Annotated in this window: 16 protein-coding genes; 13 read left to right on the forward strand and 3 right to left on the reverse strand. The window is 66.6% G+C overall.

What is annotated here, in order from left to right:
• Positions 1-261: 261 nt before the first annotated feature.
• A complete protein-coding gene (topA, locus tag GV027_RS11060) occupies positions 262-2,898 on the forward strand; it encodes a type I DNA topoisomerase (protein WP_159511909.1) in 2,637 nt (878 codons plus the stop codon).
• Positions 2,899-2,942: 44 nt separating this feature from the next.
• Here topA and GV027_RS11065 read toward each other — a convergent pair whose 3' ends face one another.
• Both GV027_RS11065 and panC read right to left on the reverse strand, forming a co-directional pair.
• Positions 2,943-3,239: a sel1 repeat family protein gene (locus GV027_RS11065; protein ID WP_159511910.1), complete on the reverse strand. Its 297-nt coding sequence runs from the start codon at positions 3,237-3,239 to the stop codon at positions 2,943-2,945.
• A gap of 80 nt (positions 3,240-3,319) precedes the next feature.
• Complete coding sequence (gene panC / locus GV027_RS11070) at positions 3,320-4,171, reverse strand: pantoate--beta-alanine ligase (RefSeq protein WP_159511911.1); 852 nt, start codon at positions 4,169-4,171, stop codon at positions 3,320-3,322.
• 75 nt (positions 4,172-4,246) lie between these two features.
• On the opposite strand from panC, the gene GV027_RS11075 reads away from it, so the two are divergent.
• The 11 genes from GV027_RS11075 to GV027_RS11125 all read left to right on the forward strand — a co-directional run bounded on the left by GV027_RS11075 (position 4,247) and on the right by GV027_RS11125 (position 12,774).
• Positions 4,247-5,101 carry a division plane positioning ATPase MipZ gene (locus GV027_RS11075; RefSeq protein WP_236559179.1) on the forward strand — a complete coding sequence of 285 codons (855 nt, stop codon included), beginning with the start codon at positions 4,247-4,249 and terminating at the stop codon, positions 5,099-5,101.
• A 34-nt stretch (positions 5,102-5,135) separates the two neighbouring features.
• Entirely contained in the window at positions 5,136-5,390 is a 255-nt protein-coding gene (locus GV027_RS11080; protein ID WP_159511912.1) for a J domain-containing protein, read from the forward strand.
• A 16-nt stretch (positions 5,391-5,406) separates the two neighbouring features.
• Positions 5,407-6,774: a phosphoglucomutase/phosphomannomutase PgmG gene (pgmG, locus tag GV027_RS11085; RefSeq protein ID WP_159511913.1), complete on the forward strand. Its 1,368-nt coding sequence runs from the start codon at positions 5,407-5,409 to the stop codon at positions 6,772-6,774.
• 78 nt (positions 6,775-6,852) lie between these two features.
• A complete protein-coding gene (locus GV027_RS11090) occupies positions 6,853-7,308 on the forward strand; it encodes a PH domain-containing protein (RefSeq protein WP_031440476.1) in 456 nt (151 codons plus the stop codon).
• Positions 7,309-7,335: 27 nt separating this feature from the next.
• Complete coding sequence (locus GV027_RS11095) at positions 7,336-8,115, forward strand: exonuclease domain-containing protein (RefSeq protein ID WP_159511914.1); 780 nt, start codon at positions 7,336-7,338, stop codon at positions 8,113-8,115.
• A gap of 110 nt (positions 8,116-8,225) precedes the next feature.
• Positions 8,226-8,471: a hypothetical protein gene (locus tag GV027_RS11100; RefSeq protein WP_159511915.1), complete on the forward strand. Its 246-nt coding sequence runs from the start codon at positions 8,226-8,228 to the stop codon at positions 8,469-8,471.
• 357 nt (positions 8,472-8,828) lie between these two features.
• Positions 8,829-9,071, forward strand: coding sequence for a hypothetical protein (locus GV027_RS11105; protein WP_031394821.1), 243 nt, complete (start codon positions 8,829-8,831; stop codon positions 9,069-9,071).
• A gap of 185 nt (positions 9,072-9,256) precedes the next feature.
• Positions 9,257-10,765 carry a sensor histidine kinase gene (locus tag GV027_RS11110; protein WP_159511916.1) on the forward strand — a complete coding sequence of 503 codons (1,509 nt, stop codon included), beginning with the start codon at positions 9,257-9,259 and terminating at the stop codon, positions 10,763-10,765.
• Positions 10,762-11,205, forward strand: a complete 444-nt coding sequence (locus GV027_RS11115; RefSeq protein ID WP_031394819.1) for a response regulator — start codon at positions 10,762-10,764, stop codon at positions 11,203-11,205. The genes GV027_RS11110 and GV027_RS11115 overlap by 4 nt, the downstream gene beginning before the upstream one ends.
• Entirely contained in the window at positions 11,206-12,237 is a 1,032-nt protein-coding gene (locus GV027_RS11120; RefSeq protein ID WP_056673507.1) for a sensor histidine kinase, read from the forward strand. It begins immediately after the preceding gene.
• Between the two features lie 111 nt (positions 12,238-12,348).
• Positions 12,349-12,774 carry an organic hydroperoxide resistance protein gene (locus GV027_RS11125; protein WP_159511917.1) on the forward strand — a complete coding sequence of 142 codons (426 nt, stop codon included), beginning with the start codon at positions 12,349-12,351 and terminating at the stop codon, positions 12,772-12,774.
• A gap of 40 nt (positions 12,775-12,814) precedes the next feature.
• On the opposite strand, the gene msrB is transcribed toward GV027_RS11125, so the two are convergent.
• On the reverse strand, positions 12,815-13,267 hold the full coding sequence (gene msrB, locus GV027_RS11130; protein WP_159511918.1) for a peptide-methionine (R)-S-oxide reductase MsrB: 453 nt from the start codon (positions 13,265-13,267) through the stop codon (positions 12,815-12,817).
• A gap of 495 nt (positions 13,268-13,762) precedes the next feature.
• On the opposite strand from msrB, the gene GV027_RS11135 reads away from it, so the two are divergent.
• Complete coding sequence (locus GV027_RS11135; RefSeq protein WP_052380908.1) at positions 13,763-14,284, forward strand: Csu type fimbrial protein; 522 nt, start codon at positions 13,763-13,765, stop codon at positions 14,282-14,284.
• The last annotated feature ends 26 nt before the right edge of the window (positions 14,285-14,310 follow it).

Below are 14,310 nucleotides of genomic sequence, written 5' to 3' on the forward strand. Positions count from 1 at the left end.
AATTAACCTGATTTGGATCAATTATCCAGCATATGCTCTACCGACATCACTTCGACCAGTCCCGGGCGGGGACGCCATCCGGCCTGCACGATCCGCGCCCGCGATCGCGCACCGCGATGCCGCCACCGCGCCCGCCCCGCCTCTGACAAACGGGCGCGGGCGCCCTATCTGGCGCATTCATGCCGACCAAGCGCCTGCTTGACGGCACCACCCGAACGCCGTCACCCTCGTACGCGTACACGTAAGGATCCCGGTTTCCCCATGCAGCTTGTCATCGTCGAATCGCCTGCCAAGGCCAAAACCATCGAGAAGTATCTCGGCAGCGACTATCGCGTGCTGGCCAGCTACGGCCATGTCCGCGACCTGCCGCCCAAGGACGGCTCGGTGGATCCCGACGACCAGTTCGCGATGACATGGGAGAATTACGCCGACAAGTCGAAGCAGCTGAAAGCGATCACCGATCTCGCCAAGACCGCCGACCGCCTGATCCTCGCGACCGATCCGGATCGCGAGGGCGAGGCGATTTCGTGGCACGTCCGCGAGGTACTGCGCGCGCGCAAGGCACTGCCGAAGGAGGTCGAACGCGTCACCTTCAACGCGATCACCAAGGCGACCGTCACCGAGGCGATGAAGAACCCGCGCGAGCTCGACGACGATCTGATCGATGCGTACCGCGCCCGCCGTGCGCTCGATTACCTCGTCGGCTTCACGCTTTCGCCGGTGCTGTGGCGCAAGCTGCCCGGCGCCAAGTCCGCCGGTCGCGTCCAGTCGGTCTCGCTGCGCCTGATCGTTCAGCGCGAGCGCGAGATCGACGTGTTCAAGCCGCAGGAATATTGGTCCGTCACCGCCGAGATGGAGCATGACGGCACCGCCTTCCAGGCGCGCCTGACGCAGTTCGAGGGCAACAAGCTCGACCGGCTGTCGATCGGCAACGAGGGCGACGCGCTGCGTGCCAAGCAGGCGGTGCTCGACGGCAATTTCTCGGTTCAGACGGTCGAGACCAAGCCCGCCACGCGCAACCCGCCGCCGCCGTTCACGACCTCGACGCTGCAGCAGGAGGCGTCGCGCAAGCTCGGCTTCTCCGCCGATCACACGATGCGGATCGCGCAGGGCCTCTACGAGGACGGCGCGATCACCTATATGCGTACCGACGGCGTGCAGATGGACGGCAGCGCGATTTCAGCCGCACGCCTCGCGGTCGCGAACCGCTTCGACGCGAGCTACGTCCCCGACAAGCCGCGCCAGTACCAGTCAAAGGCCAAGAACGCGCAGGAAGCGCATGAGGCGATCCGCCCGACCGATTTCGGCAAGGACAAGGCCGGCGGCGGCGATCATGCGCGGCTGTACGACCTGATCTTCAAGCGCGCGCTCGCCAGTCAGATGGCGTCGGCACGGATGGAGCGCACGACGGTCGAGATGGCCGACGGCACGGGGCGCAACATCCTGCGCGCGACCGGTCAGGTCGTGCTCTTCCCCGGCTATCTCGCCTTGTACGAGGAAGGCGCCGACGACACGCAGGACGAGGACGCACGTCGCCTGCCACGGATGAAGGAGGGCGATGCGCCGGCCAAGAAGAAGGTCGACGCCGAGCAGCACTTCACGCAGCCGCCGCCGCGCTTCTCGGAGGCCAGCCTCGTCAAGCGGATGGAGGAGCTCGGCATCGGTCGCCCGTCCACCTATGCCTCGATCATCAAGACGCTGAAGGACCGCGCCTATGTGCGGATCGAGAAGAACCGCTTCTTCGCCGAGGAGAGCGGGCGGCTGGTGACGGCGTTCCTCGAACGCTTCTTCGAGAAATATGTCGGCTACGACTATACCGCCGAGCTCGAGGAGGAACTTGACGACGTGTCGGGCGGCCGCGCGCAGTGGCAGTCGGTACTCGACGCGTTCTGGCGCGATTTCAAGCCGCGCACCTCCGAGGTGATGGAGCAGCAGCCCAGCGCGATCACCGCCGAACTCGACACCTTCCTCGCGCCCTACCTGTTCCCCGCCAAGGCGGACGGCGGCGATCCGCGGCTCTGCCCGAATTGCGGCGAGGGGCAGCTCGCACTGCGCGGCGGCAAGTTCGGCGCGTTCATCGCGTGTTCCAACTATCCCGAGTGCAAGTACACCCGCCGCTTCGCGCAGCCCGGAGGTGACGCCGAGGCGGATGCGGGTCCGTCGACGCTCGGTACGCATCCCGACACCGGCCAGCCGATCGAGCGCAAGTCGGGACGCTTCGGCCCGTATCTGCAGATCGGCGAGGGCGAGGATCGCAAGATGGCGTCGATCCCGAAGGATATCGGCGAGCTCAACCTCGAATGGGCGGTCAAGCTGCTCTCGCTCCCGCGGACGGTCGGCAATCACCCCGAGACCGGCGAGCCGATCATCGCGACGATCGGCAAGTTCGGGCCATATCTGAAGCATCAGGGCAAATATGCGCGTCTCACCACGACCGCGGACGTGTTCGAAACGGGCATGAACGCGGCGGTCGTCAAGCTGGCCGAAGCGGCGGCCGGCGGCGGTCGCACCGCGCGCGGGGCGCAGGCGCCGCTCAAGGTGCTCGGCAACCATCCGCGCACCGAGGCGGAGATCAAGCTGATGGAGGGGCGTTACGGCCCCTATGTCACCGACGGCACGACGAATGCGACGCTGCCCAAGTCGATCGAGAAGGACCAGCTGACGCTGGAGGAAGCGGCCTCGCTGATCGACGCGCGGGCCGCGGCGGCGCCTGCGACGAAGAAGAAAAAGGCGCCCGCCAAGAAGCCCGCGGCGAAGAAGGCACCGGCCAAGGCCGCGGCGGCCAAGGACGGGGAGGCGAAGGCGGCGCCGGTGAAGAAGGCTCCGGCGAAGAAGGCGCCGGCCAAGAAGGCGCCTGCGAAAAAGGCAGCGCCCAAGAAGAAGGCCGCAGCCGAATAACGCCCTGATCCTCCCCCGTCAGGGGGAGGATTCAGACAGAAGGCTTACGCCGCGCGGCGCTGCGTCAACTGCATCCAGTCGCGCGCGGCGCGCTGCGCCACCGCAATGTCGCGCGGGCTCATGTCTTCGGCGATCTGCGCGCGGCATTCCTGCGCCGCGTGATTGCCCGACACCGCCGCCAGGTTGAACCATTTATGCGCCTCGATCAGGTCGAGCACGACGCCCGCGGTGCCGGTCGAATACACCATCCCGAGTTCGTAACACGCCCGCCCGTCGCCGCGCGCGGCATCGGCAAGGCGCCGTTCGATCAGGAAATTCTTGGTCTTGAGCCTGCCAGCCATTGTCGGTCCCCGCTGTTCCTGCCGACAGACTGGACCGACTCGGCCTGCACAATGGTTAACGGGGCATTCCGTAGGATTGCCTAGTCGACCGCGATATTGTCGATCAGCCGGGTCGTGCCCATCCGCGCCGCCGCCAGCAGGCGCCGCGGGCGGCCCGCGCCGGGCTGTTCCGCCCCCGTCTGCTCGACGAGGGTCTCGGCATCCGCGAGCGCGACATAGTCGATCGCGAAGCCCGCGCCGACCAGCGCGGTCCGGGCGTCGTCGAGCACGGCGGCGACATCCTCGCCGCGGGCGATCGCGCGCGCGGCGACGCCGAGCGCACGCGGCAGCGCGACCGCCTGCCGGCGCTGGTCGTCGTCGAGATAGATGTTGCGCGACGACATGGCGAGGCCGTCATCGTCGCGCTGCGTCGGGACGCCGACGATCTCGATCGCGAAGTCGAGATCGGTGACCATCCGGCGGATGACGGCGAGCTGCTGGAAGTCCTTTTCACCGAAATAGGCGGCATCCGCGCCGACCTGGTTGAACAGCTTGGCGACGACGGTCGCGACACCATCGAAATGGCCGGGACGCGCGGCCCCGTCAAAGCCCTCGCTCACCCCGGCGACGCTGACTTTGGTGGCAAAGCCGTCGGGATACATGACCTCGACGCCCGGCGCCCAGAGCAGGTCGCAGCCGACCTCGTTCAGCAGCCTGATGTCCGCCATCTCGCGCCGCGGATAGCGCGCGAGATCCTCGTTCGGGCCGAACTGTTTGGGGTTCACGAAGATCGACGCGACGACCTTCGTTCCCGGGCGTTTCGCCGCCTCGATCAGCGCGACATGGCCGGCGTGGAGCGCCCCCATCGTCGGGACGAGCGCGACGCGCTGGCCGGCCGCGCGGAACGCGGCGACGCTTTCGCGCAGCATATTCAGGTCCCTGACGGTGTCCACGTGAAACTCCCACTCGATAAGTACGGTCGCGGCTTCTATGAAGGGCGTCACTCACGATCAATAAGGAAACGCGCGTTGGCCACGGGCCCGGATTCCCCTCACGCTTCGACGCACGTCATCGTGTTCGCCAACGAGAAGGGCGGCACGGGCAAATCGACGACCGCGGTCCATGTCGCGATCGCGCTGGCCGCCAGGGGCGCGCGCGTCGCCTGTCTCGACCTGGACCACCGCCAGCGCACCGTCGGCCGCTATCTCGACAACCGCGCCGAGACGATCAAGCGCACCGGCTCCGCGCTGCCGATGCCGCGTCACGCGACGCTGTCGGCGCAGACCGAGGACCAGTTCGAGGATCTGTGGCATTCGCTGTGCGCGGAGTCGGATTTCCTCGTCGTCGACACGCCCGGCCGCGACGATCCGTTTGCGCGCACCGCCGCCGCGCTCTCGAACACGCTGGTCACGCCGATGAACGACAGCTTCGTCGATTTCGACCTGATCGGGCAGGTCGATCCCGAAACCTTCCAGGTGACGCGGCCGAGTTTCTATTCCGAGCTGATCTGGGACGCGCGCAAGCAGCGTGCGCGCGCGGACGGGACGACGATCGACTGGGTCGTGCTGCGCAACCGCCTCCAGCATATCGAAGCGCGCAACATGCGTCGCGTCTCGGATGCTCTGGTCCAGCTGTCGAAGCGGGTCGGGTTCCGGATCATTCCGGGGCTCGGCGAGCGCGTCATCTACCGTGAGATGTTCCCCGCCGGGCTGACGATGATCGATGCGAAGGAATTCGGCGGCATGGGGCTGGCACACGTCGCCGCGCGCCAGGAACTGCGCGAGATGATGGCGGCGCTGCAGCTGCCCGAGCTGGTCGCCGAAACCGCGCCGCGCGCCGCCGCGCCGTCGTCGCCCGGCCCCGTGTCGGATGTCGCTGCATGACGGACCGCACCACGGTCCGCCGCAGGGCCGCGGCGTGACGTGGATCGCCACCGCGCTGCTGATCTGGCTGGCCTGGCGGTATCTGCGCCCCAAGCCGAAACAGCGCGTGGTGACCGACGAGGCGGAAGCGCGCGCGATCCTGGGGATCGACGCGTACGCGGATGCCGACGCGGTCCGCAGCGCGCACCGGCGGCTGATCGCCTCGGTCCATCCCGACCGCGGCGGCTCGACCGACCTCACGCGGCGGGTGAACGCCGCGCGCGACCTGCTGCTCAAACGCACGCGATAAGCCGACACAGAGACGTATGACGCATCAGTTCGACCCCAGCGCGCTGCGCGAATATGACGTTCGCGGGATCGTCGGCAAAAGCCTCGGCCCTGCGGACGCCACCGCGATCGGCCGGGGGTTCGCGACGCGCGTGCGCGGCATCGGCGGCACCCGCGTGGCGGTCGGCTATGACGGCCGCCTGTCCTCCCCCGCACTCGAGGCGGCGCTTGTCGCGGGGCTGGTCGCGGGCGGCGTCGACGTCGTCCGGATCGGTCTCGGCCCGTCGCCGATGCTCTATTATGCCGAGGCGACGCTAGAAGTGGATGGCGGCATCCACGTAACCGGCAGCCATAATCCCGCCGAGTATAACGGCTTCAAGATGGTATTGCGTCACGCCCCATTTTTCGGTGACGACATCCAGGATCTTGCCGCGCTTGCCGCGTCGGGCGCGTGGAGCGAAGGCGCCGGCGTGGTTACCACCGTCGACCTGCGCGACGCCTATGTCGGCCGGCTGATGGCGGGCTATGCCGGCGGCGCCTTCCGGATCGGCTGGGATACGGGCAACGGCGCCGCGGGCCCGGTGATCGAGGCGCTGGTCAAGCTGCTCCCGGGTGAGCATCATGTGATCTTCGCCGAAGTCGACGGCAATTTTCCCAATCATCATCCAGATCCTACCGAAGAATCCAACCTTGCCGATCTGAAGCGGCTCGTCACGAAAAACAACCTCGACTTCGGACTGGCCTTTGACGGCGATGGCGACCGGATCGGTGCGGTCGACGCGCTCGGGCGGGTGATCTGGGGGGATCAGATCCTCTCCATCTTGGTCGAGCCCGCGCTGCGCGAGCATCCCGGCGCATCGATCGTCGCGGACGTGAAGTCGTCCCAGGCACTGTTCGACCGGATCACCGCGCTTGGCGGCGAGGCGGTGATGGCGCCGACCGGACACAGCCTGATGAAGACCGCGATGACGCGCACCGGCGCCCCGCTCGGCGGCGAACTGAGCGGGCACCTGTTCTTCGCCGGCGACTATTACGGGTTCGACGACGCCGCCTATGCCGCGGTCCGCCTCATTCGCGCGGTGCATCTGTCGGGACAGTCGCTGACCGCGCTGCACGATGCGATGCCGGCGCTGGTCGCGACGCCCGATCTGCGCTTTCCGGTCGACGACGCGGAGAAATTCGCGGTGGTGGACGCGGTCGTCGCACGGCTGGCGCGCGAGGGCGCGGTGGTCGATCTGACCGATGGCGCGCGTGTCACCACGCCCGAGGGCTGGTGGCTGCTGCGCGCGTCGAACACGCAGGCGATGCTGACGGTGCGCGCCGAGGCACGCACCGACGACGCGCTTGCCAACCTGCTCGCGGCGGTCGACGCGCATCTCGCGGCCTGCGGCGTGACGCGGGCCTGATCCCCGCGCGTACCGCGCGCGGCGATTGACTCGGGGCCGCGCGACCCTACCCTCCGCCATCATCCCAAGGAGTGCCGCGTGGAGCGACCCATCGACGAATTCCGGTCCAGCACGCGGCGCTGGCTGCTCGGCAGCTTTGCCGGCTGGGGAACGCTGCTGACCTGCCTGGTCGGCGTGGGTTTCGTGCTGATCGGGCTGCGCTGGCTCCGGAACCGGAGCACGACCTTCGAGATCACCGACCAGCGGCTGATCGTGAAGCGCGGCATCCTGTTCAAGACGATCGACGAGATCGAGCTCTACCGGATCAAGGACGTCCGGCTCGGCTATTCGCTGCTCAACCAGATGACCGACATCGGCACGATCGTGCTGACGTCGACCGATCGCACGACCGGCGGCGGCGAATTCGTCCTGCGCGACGTGCCGATGGCGCGCGACCGGCGCGAAGGGCTGCGCACGCTCGTCGACCGTGCGCGCCAGCGGCGCGGCGTGCGCGAGGTCGATATCGACCGGGATGGTGCATACGCGCTGGATTAGCCGCGCTTTTGTCCCCACATGGCAGTCATGGCGCCATCTTATGCAAAGCCCAAGCCCCAGCCGCAGATGATCCGGGTCATCGACCTCGAGACCACCGGATCGGCTCCCCCCGCGCACGGCGTGTGCGAGATCGGCTGGCAGGACGTCGCGCTGGGCGAGGACGGGCGCTGGGAAATCTACGGCGAGGGCGGCAGCCTGCTGGTCAATCCCGGCCGGCTGATTCCGCCGGTAACGCAGGCGATCCACCATATTCTCGACGAGCATGTCGCCGATGCGCCCTTGTGGCATGATTGTGCACGTCAGGTGCTCGATCCCTGGCCGCGACGGCTCGCGCTGGCCGCGCACCGCGCCGATTTCGAACAGAAATTCTGTACTCCCGCGCTGACGCGCGACGCCGAATGGATCTGCACGTGGAAATGCGCGCTACGGCTGTGGCCCGATTCGCCGAGCTTCTCGAACCAGGTGCTGCGCTATTGGCGCAAGCCCGCGGGGATGGAGCATGAGCGCGGCCTGCCCGCGCATCGTGCCTTTCCCGACGCCTATGTCACCGCCTTCCATCTGCGCGACATGCTCAACGAGGCGAGCCTGGCGCAACTGATCGAATGGTCGCGCGATCCCGGGCTCATCCCGCGCGTGCGCTATGGTCCCGACCGCGGCAAGGAATGGTCCGAACTGGATCACGAGACCCTGATGGCATTCCTGACCGATCGCGATCCCGATATCCGCTTCACCGCCAATCACGAGATGGATCGGCGCAGTGGTGGCGGCCGTGTCGGCAAGGCGAGCGCGCAGGAACTGTTGCTTTAGCGCGACTTCGCGGCGGATACATATAATACGTACCAAAACATTGCGCACGTTTATATTATTCGTGAATTGAACTATGATCGTGTCTCCTTCGGTGAAGTGGAGACCCCTTCATGCGCAAGTTCATCGTCACTGCTGCAGCATTTGCAATCGCTACGATGCCGGCCACCGCGAATGCAGCCACCAACGCAGCGGCGCCATTGTCTGTCGCCAAGTCGGTGCGTGTATCGACGCAGACCGTCAGGAAGACCAAGCTTGCCGGTCCGAGCCTGATCGTCCCCCTGCTGGCAACGGTTGTCATCGTGGGCGGCGCCATTCTGCTCGCCTCGAGCGACGACGATGATTCGGACAGCAACTGAGCAAACGAACGGCGTAGCGATGTCATCCGCTCGAACGGCAGCGGTCTCGCCTTGTCGGGCGGGTTAGAGGGCCTGCCAAAGTCGAACCATGACGACGATATCACCGGGTCATGATGATCCGTGATCTTGATGGCCATCCCGACCGATCGCGATTGCGATCTCCGGGTCTCGGCCAATCCCGCGATCGATGCGGCACAGTGGCGACCGCCGCGTTGGCAAGGCCAGCACCCGAAAACTGTTGCCCTAGGGTCACGGTCGGCGACCGATAATTGCCCCCGATTGGTTTAGACGTTGCTTCATTTTTAATACAAACGCCTATACTGTGCGCTCTTCTCATAAAGTTACGGAGTTGTTCTCATGCGTAAGATCCTTCTCACGGCTGCTGCCGTTGCCGTCTCGGCCATGCCCGTCGCGGCGAATGCTGCTGCAAATTCCGCAGCGTCGCTGTCGGTCGCCAAGTCGGTGCGCGCTGCATCGCCGACTGCCAAGAAGAACAAGGTTGCCGGTGCCGGTCTGGTCATCGTCGCCGTCGCTGCCGTCGCCGTGGGCGGCGCGCTGTATCTCGCGATCGACGACGACAACAACTCCGACAGCAACTAAGACATAACGGGGTCGGCGCTGGCGCCGGCCCCACCCTGGCGGGCCGGTGTCGATGCCCATCCGGCGCGGCCGGACGCCCCGATCCTCGCAATCGCCGTCGCGCAGCCGCCGGTATCCACCCTCTCCGGCCGCCGTCCGTCAGTATCGCTGGCGTAACGATAGGCGGTATCCTAGACGGGTCGCATATGGCGCGTATCAGCTTGAAACTCCCCCAGTCGGAAGGGCGCATCGCCCGCTGGCTGGTCGCGTTCATGACGCTCGGCTTCGTCGCGCTGGCCGCTGCCGCGGTCGCGATCGGCTGGATCACGGTACGTAACGCGCGCTACACCGCCGATATTCTTCATACGCAGGACGTCCGCCAGGCGATCGCCACGTTGCAGGTCGAGATGGAGCAGTCGGAAACCGCGCGGCGCGGCTATCTTCTGACCGGCCTGCCCCTGTTCTCGACGGCCTATGAGACGACGGCCCAACGGCTCGCGCCGGCGCTGACGGCGCTGCGTTCCTCGACCCACGACAATCCACGCCAGACCGCGCGGCTCGACCTGATCGAACCGCGGGTGGGCCAGTTGCGCAGCCTGCGGACGCAGTCGATCGCGCTGGTCGACGCGGGCCGGATCGGCGAGGCGCAACGCCGGTTCACGGTCGATGCGAGCGTTCCGCTGATGCGCAGCATCCGCTACCGGCTGCGGGCGATGGCTGCCGAGGAAGTTCGCCTGCTCGAAATCCGCAGTGACCGCCAGCAACGGTCGAACATGCTGTTCCTGTCGGTGGCGGGCATCGCGGCGCTGCTGCTGCTCGTCGTGGCGATTCTCGCGATCCTGGTGATCCGGCGCTACACCGCCGATCTCGGTGCGTCGCGCGACCGGCTGCACCTGCTCAACGAGACGCTCGAGGATCAGGTGGTCGAACGGACCGCGGATCTCAGCCGGGCGAATGACGAGATCCAGCGTTTCGCCTATATCGTCAGCCACGACCTGCGCTCGCCGCTCGTCAACGTGATGGGCTTTACCGCGGAGCTGGCCGAGGCCGCCGCGCCGCTGGCGGCGCTGATCGACCGGGCGGAGGCGATCGCGCCGGAGATCGTCACGCCCGAGGCGCGGATCGCCGCGCGCGAGGACCTGCCCGAGGCGATCGGCTTCATCCGCGCCTCGACGCAGAAGATGGACCGGCTGATCAACGCGATCCTGAAGCTGTCGCGCGAGGGGCGGCGGTCGATCACCCCCGAACCGGTCGACCCGGCCGCCGTCGGCGACGCGATCGTCGCGTCGATCCAGCACCTGATCGACGATCGCGGCGCGACCGTCACGATCGACCGACCGCTGCCCGTACTCGTCACCGACCGGCTCGCGCTCGAGCAGATCCTGTCGAACCTGATCGAGAATGCGACCAAATATCTCCAGCCCGGGCGGCCGGGCACGATCCGGCTTGCCAGCACGCGCGAACGCAACCGCGTGATCCTGTCGGTCATCGACAATGGCCGCGGGATCGCGCCGGGCGATCACCAGCGCGTCTTTGACCTGTTCCGGCGTGCCGGGCCACAGGACCAGCCCGGCGAGGGCATCGGCCTCGCGCATGTCCGCGCGCTGGCCTATCGGCTCGGCGGGACGATCGACGTGGTCTCGACGCTCGGCGAAGGCGCGACCTTCCGGCTCAACCTTCCCTTCGACCTCAGGTTACAGGATCCCGTGGCATGAACGATCACAAATCCGTCGGCATCGTGATGATCGAGGATGACGAGGGCCATGCGCGCCTTATCGAGAAGAACATCCGTCGTGCGGGCATCCTCAACGATATCCGCCACTTCACCGATGGCACGACCGCGCTCGACTTCCTGTTCGATGCGGCCGACGGTCCGGCGAAGAGCGGCCCCGCGCTGATCCTGCTCGACCTCAACCTGCCAGACATGAGCGGCACCGACATCCTCGCGCGGATCAAGGCGGAGGGCAGCCCGCTCCGACGCGCGCCCGTCGTCGTGCTGACGACCACCGACGACAAGGTCGAGATCCAGCGCTGCTATGATCTCGGCTGCAACGTCTATATCACCAAGCCGGTGAATTATGAGAGCTTTGCCCAGGCGATCCGCCAGCTCGGCCTGTTCCTGTCGGTGATCCAGGTCCCCTCGGCCGAGAGTTGAATGACCGGCAAACGCGTTCTCTATATCGATGACGATGCGGGTATCCGGCGGCTGGTCGGGCGCGCGATGGAGCGTCGCGGGTACCATATGACGCTGGCCGAGTCGGGCGCGGACGGCATCGCGATGGCGCGCGCCGAACCGTATGACCTGATCGCGGTCGATCATTACATGCCCGGGATGGACGGGCTTGAGACGCTGAACGTGCTGCGCGCGCTGCCGGATGCGCCGCCCGTCGTCTATGTCACCGGGTCAGACGAGGGACGGATCGCGGTCGCCGCGCTGAAGGCGGGCGCGGCCGACTATGTCGTGAAGACCGTCGGCGAGGAGTTTTTCGAGCTGCTCGATGCGGCGTTCGAACAGGTCGGCGCGCGATCGGTGCTGCAACAGGCCAAGGCCGTCGCCGAGGCCGATCTGCGCGCGACCAATGCGCGGCTCGAGGCGCTGCTTGGCGAGGTGAACCACCGCGTCGCCAATTCGCTGCAGCTGGTCTCGGCGATGGTCAGCCTGCAGGCCGGCGCGCTGACCGACCCGGCCGCGCGCGAGGCGCTCGAGGATACGCAACGGCGGATCCAGGCGATCGCGCAGGTCCATCGCCGCCTGTATACGAGCAACGATGTCGAGAGCGTCGACATGCGCGAATATCTCGGCGCGCTGGTCGACGAACTGGCGGAGACCTGGTCGAGCGAGGCGCTGCCACGCGCGTTGCGGCTGGTCGCCGAACCGATCCGGCTGGCGACCGATCGCGCGGTGTCGCTGGGCGTCATTGTCACGGAACTCGTCACCAATGCCTGCAAATACGCCTATCCCGCGGGATCGGGCGAGGTCCGCGTGACGCTGTCGCAGACCGACGACGGCCAGTTCCTGCTGGCGGTCGAGGACGATGGCTGCGGAATGCCCGCCGACGCCACCCCGCGCGGTACGGGGCTCGGCACCAAGCTGATCCGCGCGATGGCGCAGAGCCTGCATTCGATCGTCGAATATGACCGCGCGCATCGCGGCGTCCGCGCGACGCTCCGCGCCGAGGTGCGCTGACCGCCGTCAGTTGCGAGCAGGATTGTCGATGGTGGCGCGCACGTGCGGCTCTGGACAGCGGCGACACGCGCTCCTATTTGTTTATCGCGATAAGCAAATAGGAGATTCAGCATGTCGGTCGATGTGAAATACAGCACCACGGCAACCGCCACCGGCGGTCGTGACGGTCAGGCACGGTCGGAGGACGGCCGGTTCGCGGTGGCCCTGTCGACGCCCAAGGAGCTCGGTGGTGCCGGTGGTGACGGGAGCAACCCGGAACAGCTGTTCGCGGCGGGCTATTCGGCCTGCTTCATTGGCGCGCTGAAGGTCGCCGGGCAGCAGCTGAAGGTGAAGCTGCCCGACGATGTGTCGGTGACCGCCAAGGTCGGCATCGGTCCGCGCAGTGCGGGCGGGTTCGGCATCACCACCGATCTGACCGTCGCGCTGCCGGGTCTCGACCGCGAGCAGGCGCAGAAGCTGGTCGATACCGCGCACCAGATCTGCCCCTATTCGAACGCCACGCGCGGCAATGTCGATGTCGGCCTGACGCTCGCCTGACCCACGGGGTGGCCGGCCGCGCGAGCGGCCGGCCGTTCCGTCACGCGCCTGCGGCGTCGACCTGATCGAGATAGTCCGCATACCCCTCGGCTTCCATCGCGTCGCGCGGGACGAAACGGAGTGCGGCCGAGTTGATGCAGTAGCGCAGCCCGCCGCGGTCGCGCGGCCCGTCCTCGAAGACATGCCCCAGATGGCTGTCCGCGCCTGCCGAGCGGACCTCGGTGCGGACCATGCCGTGGCTGCGGTCATGCAGCTCGGCGACATGCGCGGGGGTGATCGGCCTGGTGAAGCTCGGCCAGCCGCAGTGCGAGTCGAACTTGTCGGCCGACGCGAACAGCGGTTCGCCCGAGACGATGTCGACATAGAGCCCGGGTTCGCGGGTGTTGAGATAGGATCCCGTCCCGGGCCGCTCGGTGCCGCTTTCCTGCGTGACGTAATATTGCTCGGGCGTCAGCTTGGCGAGCGCGGCGTCGGTCTTCTTATACTCTGTCATGCTGTCCTCTCACGCGGCGATCCGCGTCGGTTGGCCGGCCGGGATGCGCGAAAGCTGCGTCCGGTCAGCAGGGTGCCGACGGGATATAGGAGGCGTTGGCGCTATAGGAATGGCCGCGCGACGGTGACGGCCAGCCCTATGAGCCGGTGCCCGGGCCGCGATCTTCGCAATCCCGGGGCATGTGGCGCCCCTGCGCACTGCACGCCTTGCCAGCATTCAGTCTTTCACCTAGTATTAACCATCGAAACTCATTCCGTTTACCATGATGCGTCATGATGTACGGCAATGATCGACGATTATCCCAAGGCAAGGCCATGCATGTCCACGTAGATCTACGTGAGAAATATTGTACATTTGTTCAGGTCTTCGCAATGCCATTGGCGTAGAACTGCATTGATGAGGCGGCATGTTTTCAAGAAGCCTCTTGATGACAGATACGGCTCGACATGAGTGGCGCAAGGTATGTCCTGCTGCGCCCAGTCCTGGGAATTACCAATGGCTATCAACAACATGCGCGTCCAATTCGCGCTGGCGTCCGCGCTTGGCCTGACCGCTTTCGTCGGCCTTCCGGCATCGGCGCAGACCACCGGCACGACGATCGCCGCCAACGCTGAAGTCACCGAGAGCTGCGTGGTCACCTCGACCGCCCTGCAGTTCGGCGGCGCCGATGTGACCGATGGCGCCGCGCATGCGGGCACCGGTGGTCTGAACGTCATGTGCACGATGGACACAGGATGGACCGCAACGGCAGATATCGGCACCGGCACCGGCGCAACGATGGCCTTGCGCGGGATGACCTCGACCGCCGGGGGCGGCCAGCCGCTGAACTACGTCCTGTACAATGACAACACCACGACCAGCCCATGGGGTGATGGCACGGGCGGCACCTTGCCGATCACCGGCACCGGCACCGGCGCCATTGTGCCGATCGTGCTGGCCGGCAGCATCCCGGCTGGCCAGACGGGCATACCAGCAGGAACCTATGCGGATGTCGTCCAGGTCACGGTTAACTACTAAGCTCTTCAAGCAATGCGCTTTATAAG

Origin of the sequence: Sphingomonas sp. T1, from assembly GCF_902506585.1 — a bacterium.
Classification (GTDB): domain Bacteria; phylum Pseudomonadota; class Alphaproteobacteria; order Sphingomonadales; family Sphingomonadaceae; genus Sphingomonas; species Sphingomonas aerolata.